The 14996-nt window shown below is 61.5% G+C and carries 19 protein-coding genes; 8 read left to right on the plus strand and 11 right to left on the minus strand.

The window, feature by feature from the left end; translation table 11 throughout:
• Nucleotides 1-44: 44 nt before the first annotated feature.
• Complete coding sequence (gene coaBC / locus O2S87_RS00605) at nt 45-1226, minus strand: bifunctional phosphopantothenoylcysteine decarboxylase/phosphopantothenate--cysteine ligase CoaBC (protein WP_475406852.1); 1182 nt, start codon at nt 1224-1226, stop codon at nt 45-47.
• A gap of 104 nt (nt 1227-1330) precedes the next feature.
• Between coaBC and rnhA the strand changes: the two genes are divergently transcribed.
• Together rnhA and O2S87_RS00615 are read left to right on the plus strand one after the other, a co-directional pair.
• Nucleotides 1331-1921, plus strand: coding sequence for a ribonuclease HI (gene rnhA, locus O2S87_RS00610; protein WP_475406853.1), 591 nt, complete (start codon nt 1331-1333; stop codon nt 1919-1921).
• Nucleotides 1914-2468, plus strand: coding sequence for a DUF7108 family protein (locus O2S87_RS00615; protein WP_475406854.1), 555 nt, complete (start codon nt 1914-1916; stop codon nt 2466-2468). Before rnhA ends, O2S87_RS00615 begins: the two co-directional genes overlap by 8 nt.
• Nucleotides 2469-2470: 2 nt before the next feature.
• On the opposite strand, the gene O2S87_RS00620 is transcribed toward O2S87_RS00615, so the two are convergent.
• Nucleotides 2471-2830: a PadR family transcriptional regulator gene (locus O2S87_RS00620; RefSeq protein ID WP_475406855.1), complete on the minus strand. Its 360-nt coding sequence runs from the start codon at nt 2828-2830 to the stop codon at nt 2471-2473.
• Nucleotides 2831-3123: 293 nt separating this feature from the next.
• Here O2S87_RS00620 and O2S87_RS00625 point away from each other — a divergent pair, with 293 nt between their 5' ends.
• The 5 genes from O2S87_RS00625 (at nt 3124) to O2S87_RS00645 (ending at nt 6673) form a co-directional block, all read left to right on the plus strand.
• The gene (locus tag O2S87_RS00625; RefSeq protein WP_475406856.1) at nt 3124-3654 is read left to right on the plus strand and encodes an inorganic diphosphatase; all 531 of its coding nucleotides are present in this window, start codon (nt 3124-3126) and stop codon (nt 3652-3654) included.
• 148 nt (nt 3655-3802) lie between these two features.
• A complete protein-coding gene (locus tag O2S87_RS00630) occupies nt 3803-3952 on the plus strand; it encodes a hypothetical protein (RefSeq protein WP_475406857.1) in 150 nt (49 codons plus the stop codon).
• 75 nt (nt 3953-4027) lie between these two features.
• Nucleotides 4028-4948: a rhomboid family intramembrane serine protease gene (locus tag O2S87_RS00635; protein ID WP_475406858.1), complete on the plus strand. Its 921-nt coding sequence runs from the start codon at nt 4028-4030 to the stop codon at nt 4946-4948.
• 3 nt (nt 4949-4951) lie between these two features.
• A complete protein-coding gene (locus O2S87_RS00640) occupies nt 4952-5785 on the plus strand; it encodes an endonuclease V (RefSeq protein ID WP_475406904.1) in 834 nt (277 codons plus the stop codon).
• Nucleotides 5786-5848: 63 nt separating this feature from the next.
• The gene (locus tag O2S87_RS00645; protein WP_475406859.1) at nt 5849-6673 is read left to right on the plus strand and encodes an SDR family oxidoreductase; all 825 of its coding nucleotides are present in this window, start codon (nt 5849-5851) and stop codon (nt 6671-6673) included.
• 9 nt (nt 6674-6682) lie between these two features.
• On the opposite strand, the gene O2S87_RS00650 is transcribed toward O2S87_RS00645, so the two are convergent.
• Together O2S87_RS00650 and O2S87_RS00655 are read right to left on the minus strand one after the other, a co-directional pair.
• Nucleotides 6683-7837, minus strand: coding sequence for an ArsA family ATPase (locus O2S87_RS00650; RefSeq protein WP_475406860.1), 1155 nt, complete (start codon nt 7835-7837; stop codon nt 6683-6685).
• Nucleotides 7838-7876: 39 nt separating this feature from the next.
• Nucleotides 7877-8977, minus strand: coding sequence for a pyridoxal phosphate-dependent aminotransferase (locus O2S87_RS00655; protein WP_475406861.1), 1101 nt, complete (start codon nt 8975-8977; stop codon nt 7877-7879).
• A gap of 111 nt (nt 8978-9088) precedes the next feature.
• On the opposite strand from O2S87_RS00655, the gene O2S87_RS00660 reads away from it, so the two are divergent.
• Complete coding sequence (locus tag O2S87_RS00660) at nt 9089-9580, plus strand: metal-dependent hydrolase (RefSeq protein WP_475406862.1); 492 nt, start codon at nt 9089-9091, stop codon at nt 9578-9580.
• Nucleotides 9581-9613: 33 nt separating this feature from the next.
• On the opposite strand, the gene meaB is transcribed toward O2S87_RS00660, so the two are convergent.
• The 7 genes from meaB to O2S87_RS00695 form a co-directional block, all read right to left on the minus strand.
• Entirely contained in the window at nt 9614-10705 is a 1092-nt protein-coding gene (meaB, locus tag O2S87_RS00665) for a methylmalonyl Co-A mutase-associated GTPase MeaB (protein WP_475406863.1), read from the minus strand.
• A 2-nt stretch (nt 10706-10707) separates the two neighbouring features.
• Nucleotides 10708-11127 carry a cobalamin B12-binding domain-containing protein gene (locus O2S87_RS00670; protein WP_475406864.1) on the minus strand — a complete coding sequence of 140 codons (420 nt, stop codon included), beginning with the start codon at nt 11125-11127 and terminating at the stop codon, nt 10708-10710.
• Between the two features lie 46 nt (nt 11128-11173).
• On the minus strand, nt 11174-11833 hold the full coding sequence (locus tag O2S87_RS00675; protein WP_475406865.1) for a CAP domain-containing protein: 660 nt from the start codon (nt 11831-11833) through the stop codon (nt 11174-11176).
• A gap of 139 nt (nt 11834-11972) precedes the next feature.
• A complete protein-coding gene (locus tag O2S87_RS00680; RefSeq protein ID WP_475406866.1) occupies nt 11973-12122 on the minus strand; it encodes a hypothetical protein in 150 nt (49 codons plus the stop codon).
• Between the two features lie 95 nt (nt 12123-12217).
• The gene (locus O2S87_RS00685) at nt 12218-12412 is read right to left on the minus strand and encodes a cold-shock protein (RefSeq protein ID WP_475406867.1); all 195 of its coding nucleotides are present in this window, start codon (nt 12410-12412) and stop codon (nt 12218-12220) included.
• Between the two features lie 221 nt (nt 12413-12633).
• Entirely contained in the window at nt 12634-13647 is a 1014-nt protein-coding gene (locus tag O2S87_RS00690; RefSeq protein WP_475406868.1) for an amidohydrolase family protein, read from the minus strand.
• 65 nt (nt 13648-13712) lie between these two features.
• Nucleotides 13713-14936, minus strand: coding sequence for an HD domain-containing protein (locus O2S87_RS00695; protein ID WP_475406869.1), 1224 nt, complete (start codon nt 14934-14936; stop codon nt 13713-13715).
• Nucleotides 14937-14996 lie beyond the last annotated feature (60 nt).

Genomic DNA, 14996 nt, shown 5'->3' on the forward strand with positions numbered 1-14996 from the left:
TAAGGCTGGTTTCAGGATCCGAGTTGACACCTCGACGCCGCGAGTTATTCGGTCGACTCCGAGAGAAAGCGAGCCAGCCGACGGGCGATACGCTCGCCCAACAGCCCTTTCGACCCGTCGACGACCTCGCAGTCGGCGGGCGTCTCCGCGTCGTTGCTGACGAGCAGGGCGTGGGTTTCGTCGCTGCCCATCACGCTCGCGTCGTTGGCGACGACCAAGGCGAGATCGACGCGGTCTCGAAGTGCGACCGCGTGGTCGACGAGCGACTCGTCGTCGGCAGTCGTTTCGGCTTTGAACCCGACGAGTGCGAGACTCGGGTGGCCCTGTCGGATGGTGTCGAGCAGTTTTGGCGTTGGCTGGAGATCGAGCGTTCGGGGCTCGCCCGAGCGGATTTTGGCTGGCACCTCTTGGATCGTGAAATCCGAGATCGCCGCCGCCGAAATCAGGCCGTCGGCATCCGTGCAGGCTGCATCAGCGGCCGCCAGCATCTCGGCGGCGCTCTCGACGGCCACCGTGTCAGCGTAGTGGACGTCGGGACCGTCGTGGATCAGCGTCACCTCCGCGCCGCGGATGTGACAGGCGCGGGCAACCGCCCGGCCGGTCGACCCCGAGGCCCGGTTCGTGAGTACGCGAATTGGATCGATCGATTCACTGGTCGCCCCGCTGGTGACGACGACGTGTTTGCCAGCAAGCTCCTGGGGTGTCGACGCGCGTGCGAGGGCAGTGATGATAGCCTCCTCGGTCGCAATCTTGGCTTTTCGTTCTTCGATTCGGGGATCGACGAAGTCGACGCCCCACTGCTCGACGCGCTCGATCGCCTCGAGAACGCCGGGGTGGTCGTACATCGGTTCGTGCATCGCAGGGGCGATAACGACCGGAATTCCAGCACCGAGAGCGGTCGTGGCGGTGGTGGTGACGGGCGTGTCGTCGACCGCGGCGGCGATCTTCCCGACCGTGTTGGCGGTGGCGGGCGCAATCAAAAAGACGTCGGCCCACCCCTCCCGGCCACAGAGCTCGACGTGTTCGACGCGGCCGGTGATCTCTGTGATCACCTTGTGTTCGGTGGCGAACTCGACGGCCCATGGGTGGATGATGCCGCTGGCGCTGGGGCTCATCACGGCGCGAACGGTCGCGCCCTGTCGACGGAGTTCGTGGGCGAGTTCGACCGTTTTGACCGCGGCGATGCTTCCAGTGACGCCGAGTGCGACGTTCAGCCCCTCGAGCATTGGTTCGGAGTGAAGAGCGGCATATAAATAGTCGTTCGGGCTCGCTCTCGCCGAGAGTCGACCGGGAACGAACTACCTTTGAAGGCCGCCGACCGAGCGGTCGTATGCCAACAATCGAGTGTGATCCCGACCGCGCGGCCGACCAGCTTCGGGCCAAAGGGATCGAAATCGAGCCGGGCAACACCGCTCACGAGCAGTGGCGCGCCGAACGAAACGGGGCGGTCGCCGTTGCCTACGACGACAAGATCGTCGTTCAGGGCTCGGATCCGAGCTCGCTGACGCTGGTGCTCAAAGAGGGCGGTGGTCGCGCACACGTGTACTTCGACGGAGCCTCCCGCGGGAATCCCGGCCCGGCGGCGGTTGGGTGGGTGATCGTCACCAGCGACGGGATCGCCGCCGAAGGCAACGAGCGAATCGGCAATACCACGAACAACAAAGCCGAGTACCGGGCGTTGATTCGCGCGCTCGAGGCCGCCCGCGAGTACGGTATCGACGAGGTCGACCTCCGGGGTGACTCCCAGCTGATCGTCAAACAGGTCCGTGGTGAGTGGGACGCCAACGACCCCCAGCTTCGCGAGTACCGCGTCCGCGTTCACGAGCTGCTAGAGGCATTCGACCGCTGGTCGCTCGCCCACGTGCCCAGAGAAATAAACAGCCACGCCGACGAACTGGCAAACGAGGCACTCGATGAGTGAGCTCCCGACAGACGTCGTCGACGAGGCCGAACGACTGACGAAACTCGCCCGGAATGTTGGCGACGATGCCGAGGCCGAGCTGTACGCCGAGCGCCGCGACGAGACACTCGCCGACCACGGCTACACCGCGCGAGTCCGCGAGGAAGACGAGACGCTCGTGTTGTACCCCGACGAGTGGCTAGAGAATGGGACGGTCGTTCTCGACCGCATCGCCGACACCGACCGGGCGGTCGAGGTACCGCTGGCTGCCAGCGACGAGGGAACGTGGGAAGAGATCGAAGCCCACAACGCCGCGCTGGTCGTGGCGGTCGCCGAGGAGTATGGTGAGGTCCACGCCGCAAACGTGCGAGCGTTTGCGGATTTCATGGGGAATCACTATCTGGGGCGCGTCGACGCCGCGAGCGACGAACAGATCGAGGAGTTCACGAGCGAATACTTTCCGCGGAATGCGTGGCCCGATAAAAAACAGCAAGAGGTCGTCGAGACCTCCCTTCGATATCTGTGTACCGTATCCGATGCCGACTGCCCAAGTCAGCTATCAGAGTAGCCTTATTTGAGGGCGTCGACGAGGTCGTAGATGTCCTGTGCGCGGTCGTGGTTGGTCACGAACTTCGAGAGTTTCCACTCGAATTGACCGAGGATGGCTTCGTAGCCCTCGTGAGTCAGCTCGTACTGGTTCGTTCGTTTGTCGAGTTCGCTTTTGTCGACGAGATCCATCTCGACCAGATCGTCGAGGTTGGGATAGAGTCGACCGTGGTTGACTTCCGTCCCGTAGTAGGATTCGAGCTCGCGTTTGATTGCCAGCCCGTAGCGTGGCTCTTCGGCGAGGATCACGAGGATGTTCTGTTGGAACGCGGTCAGATCGCGTGCCAGGCCCGATTCGTCAGTAACTGATTGTGCCTCTGACATGGTTGGGTAAATGTCATCATGCTATTTAACACTTCGGAACTCGGAGGTTTTCTTGGGATTTTCTCGGACAGAGACACGCGTATTACCGGCTCAATCACCTGATTATCGCTTTTTTCGTTGCATTCGATGATATGCTGCCCATGGAATATGTCCGCTACGATATACCAACAGTAACCTTTCATAACAGTTGTCGGACAGTGTGGTCGACGAGCGGCCGCAAGTGTATGGCTATCATGCAGTGGTGATCGATTCCCGAAAGGACTTTTGCGTGGGTTTCAGAACGAGTAGATGTAATGACGAACCTCTGGAAAACGTTGGATGCGGGACCTGATGCGCCCGAGACGATTTACGCAGTTATCGAGTGTCTGAAAGGCGACCGGAACAAGTACGAGTACGACAAGGACATTCCGGCGGTCGTGTTGGATCGCGTGCTCCACTCGAACGTCCACTACCCATCGGACTACGGCTTTATCCCACAGACGTGGTACGACGACGATGATCCGCTCGATGTGCTCGTGTTGGTCGAAGACCAGACGTTCCCCGGCTGTGTGATCGAGGCCCGACCCATCGCACTCATGAAAATGGACGACGGTGGCGAACAGGACGACAAGGTCATTGCTGTCCCAACCGAGGACCCACGGTTCGACCACCTCGAAGACCTCTCGGACATCCCACAACAGCAACAAGACGAGATCACCGAGTTCTTCAACACGTACAAAAACCTCGAACCGGGCAAACAGGCCGAAATCCTCGGTTGGGAAAACAAAGCCGCTGCCGTCGACGCCATCGAACACAGCCAAGAACTCTACGAAGAGACGTTCTAACTGGTCGGTTGGAGCACCCATTTTCTGTACTGCAGTTGTTGTCGGCCGAAAGACGTCCAGCTATGTGTCTCGCGCATACTGGCACGGAACGTGATACGGTATGCGCATGAGTAATTATTTGCCCGTTTAGCCCGAAAGGAGAACTGTGATGGCTGTATCCCAATCAAGCTTCGGCATGCGTCATCCGACGGTTGTACCGACCAACTTCGATCCGTCGACCGATGCGGACGCAGATGACGAGGGCCAAGAATCCGAAACCGAGACCCCAACCGAGCTAGCGGCCGACGAGACGGGGTGAGGTCGACCCAAGAGGGCCAATGTTCGGCGCTGGGGAGCCAAACGCCTTTCAGCCCGCCACTGTTAGGTGTAGCTAATGGCGAAATGCGACGAGTGTGGTGCCAACGAAAACATGCCGTACCAGTGTCGACGCTGTGGGCAGACGTTCTGTGCGGACCATCGACTCCCGGAGAACCACAGCTGTCCGGGGCTCAACAGTTGGAACGACCCTGGCGGCGTTTTCGACAGCGGCTTCGACGAGTCGGTCGAGACTGGTGGCCGCAGATCGAAGGCCAAAGGGATGGTCGACAAGCTCACCGGAACTGGCGGACCACTGGGCTATTTCCGCGGGAACATGGCTTACACCATGTTGGGGCTGATGTGGATCACGTTCCTGCTCCAACTCATCGTCGCGGCGGTGTTCGGTGAAGCCGCCCAACGCGCCCTGTTTGCGATCTCCACGGAGAACCCCGAGTACGTCTGGACATGGATCACGTCGATTTTCGCCCACGGCGGGCTCTACCATCTGGCGGCCAACAGCATCGCGCTGTTCTTTTTCGGGCCGATCGTCGAGCGCTACACCGGATCGAAGAAGTTCGCACTCCTGTTCGTCGGTGCGGGGCTGGCCGCGGGACTCGGCCACACCGGCGTCGCGCTGCTCATGGGCGAACCCTCCGCGGTACTCGGAGCCAGCGGTGCGGTGTTCGCTATTTTGGGTGTGCTGACTGTGCTCAACCCAGACATGAAGGTGCTGCTGTTCTTCATCCTCCCGATCCCGCTCTACATTCTCACGTTCGGGTTTGCGATTCTTTCCGTCCTGTTTTTGGTCAGCCCGAGCGCCGCGGGTACCGCCGGCATGGCGAACGTCGCCCACTTCGCACACCTCGTCGGCTTGGTCATCGGACTGTGGTACGGTCGACAGCTCAAAGGCACCGTCCGCGTTCCGAACCAACTCCAGTTCGGCGGTCCCGGCGGCCCCGGTGGACCAGGTGGTCCCGGTGGCCGTCGACGGTTCTAAATGATGAACCCGGTTCACCCCGACCTACTCGCCGATCCAACACTTTCGCGTGCGGAAATGGAGTCACTTCAGCGCGAGATCGCCGCCGAAGCCGAGTTCACGGATCGACTGAGTTTCGATCCGACAACAATCACCGACCAGTTGGCGACATGGGAAAAATCGGCGGACGCAACGCAGTCGACACTGACCGGAACCGAGTCGACCGAGAGTACCGACCCACGTGAGTCACCGATCATCGCGGGTATCGACCAAGCCTTTGTCGACGGCCGGGCGATCAGTGCGATCGTCGCGCTCCGCAACGGCGAGGTGATCGAACGAACCCACGCGGCCACCGAACTCTCCGTTCCGTATATACCTGGCCTGCTGTCGTTTCGTGAGGGAGAGTCGATCGTCGACGCCTTCGCGACCCTCGACTGTGAGCCGGATCTCGTCTGTTTCGACGGCAGCGGTCGGATCCATTACCGCCAGGCCGGACTCGCTACCCACATGGGTGTCGTGTTCAACCTTCCGGCGATCGGCGTCGCCAAGAGCCTGTTGTGTGGCACACCCCGCGAGTCGGTCGACGACCGACCCGAAGGCTGGCGCACACCCATCGAGGCCACGAGTCGTGCCGACTGTCCCGATGGGACCGTGATCGGCTACGCCTACCAGTCGAGACAGTACGACTCCGGCAATCGGTATATAAATCCACTCTACGTGAGCCCCGGCCACCGAGTGAGTGCCGAGACCGCGGTCGACCTCGTGGCCGCCTGCTGTCAGGGATTCAAACTCCCCGAGCCGACACGGCTGGCCGACAGCTACGCTGACGAGGTGAAATCGACGGTACCAAGTGACTAACAAAGAGGGGAAGCCGGTCCAAAAAAGGCACATAATTAACACCCAGCGGACAGAATAGCCGGTGTGCAACCGAAGACGGTACTCATTACTGGCTGTTCGTCCGGCATCGGGCGGGCCACCGCCCTCGCGTTCGAAGCCGAGGGGTGGACGGTGTATGCGACCGCCCGCGACCCGAGTGATATCGAGGTGCTCGAAGACGCCGGCTGTCTGGTCGACCAACTCGACGTCACCAACCAAGCCGACATCGACCGCGTCGTCGACCGGATTCTCGACGAGAAGGGCGTGATCTCCTGTCTGGTCAACAACGCCGGTTTCGGCCAGTTCGGACCCATCGAGGATGTGCCGATCGAGCAGGTCGAAACACAGTACGAAGTGAACGTCTACGGCCCTCACCGACTCATCCGTGCCGTCTTGCCCCACATGCGACGCGAGGAGGCGGGGACGATCATCAACGTCTCCTCTGTCGCCGGGCGGGTCGCCTTTCCTGGCGGTGGCGTCTACTGCGGCTCGAAGTTCGCCCTCGAAGCGATGTCCGACGCCCTCCGCGCCGAGGTCGAACCGTTCGGGGTCGACGTCGTCGTGATTGAACCCGGTCCCGTCCAAACGAACTTCTCCGAACGGGCCACAAACGAGACCGACGGAAACGACCGCACCGAGGCCTACGATGACTTCTACAGCATTTTCGACGACACCGAAGCCATCGGTGGCGACGGCCCCGGCTCGGTCCCACCCCAGCGCGTGGCCGAGGACATCGTCAACGCCGCCAGCGCGACCAAACCGGTCGCCCGTGTCCCGGTCGGCACTGTCGCCCGCGTGAGTGTCCTTGCTCGATTTATACCGGATACACTCCGCGACCAACTCTGGTCGCTGGTCCGCCGGTTCACGTAGCTGTCCTTTTTAAGCCAAACAGGCTGCAACAACGCGGAGGGCTGCTTCGCCGCGCACCTCGTCGGCCAATAGCGGTACTCGTTTGACCTCGCGGCCGCGAAACAGATTGGTCGACTGCTGGAGCGCGTTTTGCTGGACCTGCCATCGACGCTGACAGAACTCACACTCGTCGAGATTCGGGGTGACGATCCAGTCGGAGTCGATCTCTTGGTCGGTGATATCGGCGAGATCCTCCATCACTCGATTGACGACGAGCGTCTGGACTGGAATCTCGAACGCGCTTAGTTGGTCGACCAGCCGTTCGGACTCAACGACGCTCATCTCCTCGGGAATCATCACTACTCGGAAGTCCGTCTGATCGGGATCACGAAGCACCGCCCGAAGCCGTTCGATTCGCTCGCGGAGCTGCTCCATATCCGCCATCGGATCGGTATTCTCGCTTCCGCCGCCGAACATCCCTTTAATACCATCAAACATCCCTTGCATTCGCTGGCGCAGCTTCATCACGCGGCCGACCATCGAATCCATCAGTTCGGGGAGTTCGAGCAGTCGAAGCGTGTGGCCTGTCGGCGCGGTGTCGACGATCACCCGGTCGAACCGTGGGTCGTCGAGATACTCCAGTAGCTGGCGCATCGCTGCCGCCTCGTCCGCGCCGGGCATCGAACCACCCATCCCCATCATCTCGGCCATCCCGCCCATCGCCTCATTCTCTCGACTCCCGCCGAACATATCGCCCATTTCACCCATCCCGCCGAGTGGGTCTTCGTCGGTGCCGAACATCCCCTCACCCATCGCTTCGTCGGGGTCGATTTCGGCGGCCCACAGCGGTAGGTCCTCGCGAATTCGAGTCGGTGTCGGCGGAATCGGTGTTTCAAGCGTATCCGACAGCGAGTGGGCCGGATCGGTCGAGACGACGAGCGTCGATACCCCACCAGCCGCACTCGACAGTGCGGTCGCGGCCGCCATCGTCGTCTTGCCGACGCCACCCTTGCCACCGTAGAGGACGTACTCGGGGGCGTCGACGCCCGCAGGCAGATCGGTTTTCGTCGCTGTGACCTCGACCGGCTGTGGACCGTCGCTTCGGACGTGGTCGTCCTCGGGCTCTGCAGCCTCCGACTCCTCGCCTTCGACCTCGTCGACGGCCTCGACATCGATCTCGCTCATACGGGAGGAGACAGCACCGGGGCTTGTGTACTCGTCGGTCTAGTTGAAGTAGTCGGCCAGCCGTTCGGCGGCCTCGGTCACCCGCGGCGTGACGAGCGCAAAGCGGAGCCAGTCGCCTCGCGCAGTCCCAAACGTCGCCCCCGGCATTCCGGCCACCCCAGCCTCGTCGATCAACGTTTTGACGTTGTCCATCGTCCCCGGAAAGTCGTCGAACCGCGCCATCACGTAAAATGCTCCGTCGGGGGTGGTGTATTCCGCACCCGCGGCATCGAGTGCAGTGGTAAACGCGTCGACGCGCTCTTTGAGGCGCTCGCGCGCGGCCGCATAGTAGTCGGGGCCTGTCTCGCGGTAGGCACTGTATACTGCCTGTTGGGCTGGTCGACTGGTTGCCACGTTGACCAGCATATGGCGGGTTTTGGCCGCCTGGATCTGTTCGGGTGGGAAGATCGCATAGCCCACACGGAAGCCAGTGATCGCCATCGATTTCGAGACGCCGCTGGTGACGATCACGTTCTCCGCGTCGAGTGTGAGTGCGCTCTCGAAGCTGCCAGAAAAATCGAAATGGTCGTAGACCTCGTCGACGACCACCAATGAATTGTGGTCGGCGGCAGTCTCGACGACCGCTCGAACCGAGTCGATGTCGTACACCGCGCCGGTGGGATTGTTCGGCGTGTTGAGCACGACGAGGGCAGTGTCAGGACCGATCGCCTCGCAGGTGGCCGCGGTGTCGAGGGTTCCATCATCGGCAGTCTCGACGAGTCGGCTCTCGCCGCCGAGCATCGAGACCTTGCCCGGATAGTAGGGGTACACTGGATCGATGAGTACGGCCTCGGTTCCGGCCTCGCGGTCGAGTGCACCCGCCATTCCGAGGTAGTTGGCTTCACCGGTGCCATTAGTGACGATGACGCGTGCGGTGTCGACGTTTCGGCGCTGGGCGATCTCCTCGCGGAGCGATGTGAGGCCGTCGCTCGGTGGATACTGAAACTCGCTAGCATCGCGGTCGGCGTACTTGCCCAGCCCCTCGCGGATCGCCACGGGTGGCTCCCAGTCGGGGTTGCCACTCACCATGTCGATGACGTCGCCGTCGGCAGCGGCCGCGTACTGCATCACGTGGAAGAACTGTGGCGTCTCGTAGTTCATAAGCGGTGATTCGACGCTGTTGCCCTCTTTCTTTCGCCATCGCCTGCTGGCGGTAGTCGATCCCTACTCGGAAACATACACATAGTTGGGCGGATACTCACGGAATAGAGAATGAACAAACGTGGGCACGTGATGAACGCGGTATTGCTGAGTATCGGGCTGGGGGCAGTGCTCCAGCCGACGTGGGATATAGCGACCGCCGAGATGATCCTCAAGCTCTCGGTGCCGGTTACGCTCGGGGCGCTGATGCCCGACGTCGACACCGCCTTCGGCAAACACAGAAAGACGTTCCACAACCTCCCGATGTTGGCGGTCTTCATGGCGTGGCCGCTCTACTTCGGGAACCTCCAGTACGTCTGGATCGGTGTGGCGACCCACTACATCCTGGATGTCGTCGGTAGCACCCGCGGGATCGCGCTGTGGTACCCCTTCTTGAGCCAGGAGTACAATCTTCCGGTCGGGATTCCGGTCTCTAGCAGCAAAGCCGATCTCGTGACGATTCTCGTCACCGGGTTGGAGATCGGTGCGTTCGCAGGTCTCCTCTATTACGTCTGGCCACAGGCACTCGTCTACGGGGACCAGGTCGTCGCAATGCTGCCGTGATTACAGGTCGACTACTCCGACAGTAACCACCGCCTATTTTTCAGTGTCGATAGGACCACGGTCTGTGGTCAGCGACGCTTCGACCGCCGATTCGAGCGGCTCTACGAGCTGTCCAACGACGGTGTAGGGATCTGTTTCTCGACTGGCAACTGAGTCGGCGAGCTGTTCGATCCCACCGTGGCTATCGAGTATGCGTTCGGCGATCTCCCCGAGGTCAGCCCGGAGAAGCCGTCGAATTTCGGTTTCGGCCCGCCGTCGACGCCGCCCCTCGCGTTCACCGGAATCATCGAGATACCGCCGGTGATCGTCGAGAGCCACCCGGAGCTCATCGACACCCTCGCTGGTGGTGGCTACGGTTTCGATCACCGGCGGCGTCCAGCCGCTGTCGTCGCCCGTGTCGCCTCCTTCGGGTTCGGAGCTTGCGGCGTCGGGGCCGTGGTGGCCGGTCGACAGCCCCGCCGCGGGCTTGGCATCCATGTGGATCATCGTTTCGAGATCAGCGACTGTGGCGGCCGTCTCGTCCATGTCGGCTTTATTTACGACGAACAGATCGCCGATTTCGAGGATTCCCGCCTTCAGCAGCTGGATGTCGTCACCCGAGCCGGGTTGGACCACGACGACGACCGTTTCGGCGGTTTCGACGATATCGACCTCGTTTTGGCCCGCGCCAACCGTTTCGACGATAATGCGATCCTTGCCGAACGCATCGAGCGCTTTGACCGCATCGGCGGTCGCCATCGACAGCCCGCCGAGTCGCCCGCGGGCGCTCATCGATCGAACGAAGACGTCCATATCGCCCGCAGTCGAGCCCATCCGGATTCGATCACCCAGTACCGAGCCGCCGGTGTAGGGAGAAGACGGGTCGACCGCGATGATGCCCACGGTCTCGCCGTGATCGCGGTACTGCTTGGTGAGCGCGTCGACCAGCGTCGACTTGCCGGTTCCGGGACTTCCCGTAATACCAACGACTGAGGCTGTGCCGGTTTCGGCGTGGAGTGCCGAGAGGAGTTGGCGGTACCCCGGCGTCCGATTCTCGATCCGTGTGATCACGCGAGCGAGTGCGCTGTGGTCACCTTCCAGAAGCGAGTCGTACAGGGCGGCGTTCTCGGCGCTGAGCTCAACCATTCTCACGCCTCGGTAGCGACGTGATCTCGGACGAACTCGACTGTCTCTCGAACCGACGTTCCGGGGCCGAACACCTCGTCGACACCCAACGCTTTGAGATCGGCGATATCGCCCTCTGGAACGATTCCGCCGACGATAATCAGCATCTCGTCGAAGGCGTCGTAGGATTTTAGCCCCTCGATGACTTTCGGCACGAGCGTGTTGTGTGCCCCCGAGAGAATCGAGATACCGAGCACGTCGACGTCCTCTTGGACCGCCGCTTGGACGATCTCTTCGGGCGCTCGGTGGAGTCCCGAGTAGATGACCTCGAAGCCCGCGTCTCGAAACGCGCGAGCGATAACGTGGGCTCCCCGGTCGTGGCCGTCGAGACCGACTTTCGCCACGAGACACCGGGTCGACCGCTGTGACTGATCCGCACTCATACCTGATTGTTTGTGAGAGATGGGTTTGATTGTACCGGAGCCATACTTACCGCAGCGTTCCGAACATCGAGCCTGCACAGAACTTCTGAGTCGCAAATACCTGGTTGTCCTCGGTTATCAGTACCCCGATGCCGCTTTCGGCGAACGAGTCACGCAAGATATTCTCGCGATGACCCGGCGAGTTCATCCACCCCTCGACGAGATGGGCCGCGAGCTCGTCTTCGGTTTCGACAGTGACCGTTTCGGAGCCCGTGTCGACGGGTTTGTCGAACCACGACTGGGCGACATTCTCACCGCCTGCCTGACAGCCCGCCTCCGCAAGCCGGTCTTTCGGTGTGATGCCATCTGGACTCTCGTGGCCAACGTAGCCGTCTTCGATCATATCGGCGCTGTGGCCGCGCGCAACGCGTTGGAGCTCCTCGTCAGTATCGAGTGGTTCGAGCCCTTCGGCAGCACGTTCGTCGTTAATCTCTTTGTGTATCAGCCGTTCGACCCGCTGTTCGTCAGCGACGGTTGCGTTCTGGTCGACGGTTTCGTCGTTGACCTCCGACGACTCAGAGTTCGATTCAGCCTCGCGGTCGACGAGTTCGTCGACCGACTCATCGGTGAGTGGGACGTCCTGACCGGCCAGTTCGTCGGCGAGCGGACCAACGCCGGCAAAACCACCGGTCGCGATGAGTCCGACGATGACGAGGTAGAACACCATCAAACGAACCACGATACGCAACAGCATGTCGACCAACCGAATCATCGTGCGTAATGCTGGCTATGGGGTGTGTCTGTCATTGGAGGGTGGTTCACTCGGTGAGTTGAGTGCGATACGTCTACTCGACGGCCAAGGCTCATTACTCTAATTCAGCACCCTTGAGACGTCCGTCTACGTACGTATCAGTGACGTCTGTATTCCAGTTCGTTATCTGTACGGTCGACAGCCGTGCTCGCGTCGACATCGTACGCGCGTCGACAACTGCAGCGTCGCTCTCGGGTTCAGTCATTCTCCCGGAGCACTACCGCTCAGGGCTCAAAAATCCGCAAAACGGATTTGCGTCGATACCGCGACGCGTCGTTTCCGCACAGTGGTCAAAACGCCTTATAGGCGTTCGACGTTGGCCGCTCGTGGACCCTTCGGGGACTGTTCGATGTCGAACTCGACGTCCTGACCCTCTTCGAGGTCCGGGCCGCCAACGTCTTCCATGTGGAAGAAGACGTCGTCGTCAGCATCGTCAGTGTCAATAAATCCGTAGCCGCCTGTGTCGTTGAAGAAATCAACGGTTCCTTTCGCCATTGCAAATAGACCATAACACCCCAGATTGATAAACCCCCCGTGAGATGCGATACCTTAGACCGCAAGCCGACTGTCGACCAGTAGTGACTGTCTACCGTTACGTGACTTCCTGAAAAGACGCCTAGTCACTCCAGTAGTCCGTCCCTACCGACGGTTTTCTGCCACTGACTGTTTACTGCCTTCCATCTACCGCCTACTGCCTGCTGGCCCTGGTCGACCGATCAGAGATGGACGCGTTTGATATCGGCGGGCCCTGCACGCCGAACCACCGCTCGAACGACGTCGTTGGCATAACAGAGGTTGTCCGAATCACCGTCGAGTACGAGCAGTTTGGCATCGCGACCCTCCTCGATGACGCCGCAGTTGAGCCCCGCGATTTTCGCGCCGTTGAGCGTCGCCATACGCAGGATCGTTTCGGCCGGTAGATCGGTCAGTTTGGCTGCAAACTCCATCTCGCGGAACATCGACGGGCTGTTTGTCATTACGTTATCCGTCCCCAACGCGACCGTCGTTCGCTCGGAGAGTTCGCGGATCGGCGGCACGCCGACGTTCGTGACGAGATTCGACCGTGGACAGACGACTGCTGGCGTTTGACTGTCTTCAATCCGGTCGAGGTGGAGCGTTTCGGCGTGGACGAGGTGGACGAGAAAATCCGGATCGAGGTCCAACGCAGGGTTGATATCCGTGGAATCACGCTCGCCAGCGTGTATCCCGAACAGTTTGTTGGCCCGCCGCGTGGCGTTTCGCATGGCATCGAAGTCGCCATCGCGCGCGCCCGACGCTCCAAACCCATCGCCAGCCTCCATGGCGGCTTCGGTCTCTCGGCCCAGGATCACGGGCTCGATCCGCCGACGTGCCAGCGCGTCCGTGATCATCTCGACGCCGTCGACACCACCCTCACGGAACTCGATGAAGGCGGCTGTCCCGGTTTCTTCCATCTGGTTCAGCGTGCGGGCCATCGCGTCGACGGTGGTCTCGCGGTCGGTACTGCGAAGCAGCCGGTGTTTGAGTCCGTCCGGCGGTGCAACGAGTTCGTCGAGCGAGAGGCCGCCACCGGCTTCTTTGGCGATCGAGTCGCCGATGTGGGTGTGGGCGTTGACGAACGCCGGAATCACGATCGAATCCGATCCCGTTTCGGTCTCCTCGATTGCCTGAATCTCGCCGTGTTCGACCAACACGCGGCCCGCAACCGGCTCGAACTCCGGGCCAACGAGGATGGTCCCCTCCACGTTCATAACCGTGGGTTTGGGGCCGGTGGCTTGAACCTCCCGAACTCAGGTGGCGACCGAACAGCAAACGCCTACTCGAAGTCGTCGAGCGTCGCATGGAGCCCGCGGCGGGTCTCGTGAATCAGCCCGTCGGGAAGTTCGAGACCGAGCTCCTCGGCGGCGAGTCGACCTACTCTTTCGGTGGCTTCCCGGCGCGTGTAGACGCCGAGCCGCCACTGGCCGCGCTGGGTGGTCCGTAAGGCACCGACTAACGGCGACTGATCGCCCAGATTTCGGATCTCGCCGTTGACGATCACGCGGCTCGTCGACTCCCGCATCGTCGGCTCGTCAGGTATTTCGACGATCACATCCGTTGTCGGGAGATACGCCCGGTTGGCAATAGTCGACTCCAGATCTCGAATCTTCTCGTGGTCAGCCTCGAGCAGCGAGTCAGGAACGTGCTGGAGTTCGGCCCACACCGCCCTTTTAAGTAGTTGCCGACTACCGTAGCGTTCGGCGAACCCCTCGGTCGCGGGTGTCTCACGGAGGACCGCGATGAGGTCATGGTCGTCCATCCGACGCAGGCGGTCGGCGTCGATGGCTGTCTCCTCAATGAGGCGCTCGCTTGCCCGACGCAACATTGCTTTGCTGATCCGGGCGACAGGGTGCATGTAGACGGTGGGGTTCATCAGGGCGCGCGCAAGCAGCAGGCTCTCGGCGGTTTGGACGTTCCCTTCGTCGAAGAGGAGTTCGCCGTCGACGAACGTCAACTCCCGAATGAGTCGCTCGGTATCGATCGTGCCGTAGGGGACGCCTGTGTGGTGGGCATCGCGGACGAGGTAGTCCATCCGGTCGACGTCGAGTTCGCCCGAAACGAGCTGGCCGAACTGCCCCTCGCCCGCGACGAGCCCTGCGATATGCGCGGGGTCGAGGTCGTGATCTCGGAGCGTCTCGCCGACTGCTCCGGCGGCGAGGAGTTCGCCGACGTCGTCGTGATACTTGCCGGTGTAGCGGGCGGTGAGTTCTTCGGTGTTGTGACTAAACGGGCCGTGGCCCACATCGTGGAGCAGCGCGGCCGCCCGGACGCGCTCGGCTTGAACGCCTTCGATACCGATCTCGTCTAGGGCTCGGTTAGCGAGGTGATACACGCCGAGGCTGTGTTCGAAGCGAGTGTGGTTGGCCGAGGGGTAGACCAGCTGGACCGTCCCCAACTGTTTGATATGCCGCAGCCGCTGGACGGTCGAGGTGTCGAGGAGATCCTCGGCGACGCCCTCGATCTCGATGTGGTCGTGGACGCTGTCCTTGATCGTGGCCATACGGTCGACTCGACGGCCAGCCTGAAAAACAGTTACTGCGAGGCAGAAGTGACTACTTCA

Source organism: Halohasta sp. A2 (genome assembly GCF_056175805.1).

Coding starts and splice junctions, on each gene's coding strand:
- coaBC (WP_475406852.1), bottom strand. CDS start 1,226: ATGCTCGAGGGGCTGAACGTCGCACTCGGCGTCACTGGAAGCATCGCC.
- rnhA (WP_475406853.1), top strand. CDS start 1,331: ATGCCAACAATCGAGTGTGATCCCGACCGCGCGGCCGACCAGCTTCGG.
- O2S87_RS00615 (WP_475406854.1), top strand. CDS start 1,914: ATGAGTGAGCTCCCGACAGACGTCGTCGACGAGGCCGAACGACTGACG.
- O2S87_RS00620 (WP_475406855.1), bottom strand. CDS start 2,830: ATGTCAGAGGCACAATCAGTTACTGACGAATCGGGCCTGGCACGCGAT.
- O2S87_RS00625 (WP_475406856.1), top strand. CDS start 3,124: ATGACGAACCTCTGGAAAACGTTGGATGCGGGACCTGATGCGCCCGAG.
- O2S87_RS00630 (WP_475406857.1), top strand. CDS start 3,803: ATGGCTGTATCCCAATCAAGCTTCGGCATGCGTCATCCGACGGTTGTA.
- O2S87_RS00635 (WP_475406858.1), top strand. CDS start 4,028: ATGGCGAAATGCGACGAGTGTGGTGCCAACGAAAACATGCCGTACCAG.
- O2S87_RS00640 (WP_475406904.1), top strand. CDS start 4,952: ATGAACCCGGTTCACCCCGACCTACTCGCCGATCCAACACTTTCGCGT.
- O2S87_RS00650 (WP_475406860.1), bottom strand. CDS start 7,837: ATGAGCGAGATCGATGTCGAGGCCGTCGACGAGGTCGAAGGCGAGGAG.
- O2S87_RS00655 (WP_475406861.1), bottom strand. CDS start 8,977: ATGAACTACGAGACGCCACAGTTCTTCCACGTGATGCAGTACGCGGCC.
- O2S87_RS00660 (WP_475406862.1), top strand. CDS start 9,089: ATGAACAAACGTGGGCACGTGATGAACGCGGTATTGCTGAGTATCGGG.
- meaB (WP_475406863.1), bottom strand. CDS start 10,705: ATGGTTGAGCTCAGCGCCGAGAACGCCGCCCTGTACGACTCGCTTCTG.
- O2S87_RS00670 (WP_475406864.1), bottom strand. CDS start 11,127: ATGAGTGCGGATCAGTCACAGCGGTCGACCCGGTGTCTCGTGGCGAAA.
- O2S87_RS00675 (WP_475406865.1), bottom strand. CDS start 11,833: ATGGTGTTCTACCTCGTCATCGTCGGACTCATCGCGACCGGTGGTTTT.
- O2S87_RS00680 (WP_475406866.1), bottom strand. CDS start 12,122: ATGACTGAACCCGAGAGCGACGCTGCAGTTGTCGACGCGCGTACGATG.
- O2S87_RS00685 (WP_475406867.1), bottom strand. CDS start 12,412: ATGGCGAAAGGAACCGTTGATTTCTTCAACGACACAGGCGGCTACGGA.
- O2S87_RS00690 (WP_475406868.1), bottom strand. CDS start 13,647: ATGAACGTGGAGGGGACCATCCTCGTTGGCCCGGAGTTCGAGCCGGTT.
- O2S87_RS00695 (WP_475406869.1), bottom strand. CDS start 14,936: ATGGCCACGATCAAGGACAGCGTCCACGACCACATCGAGATCGAGGGC.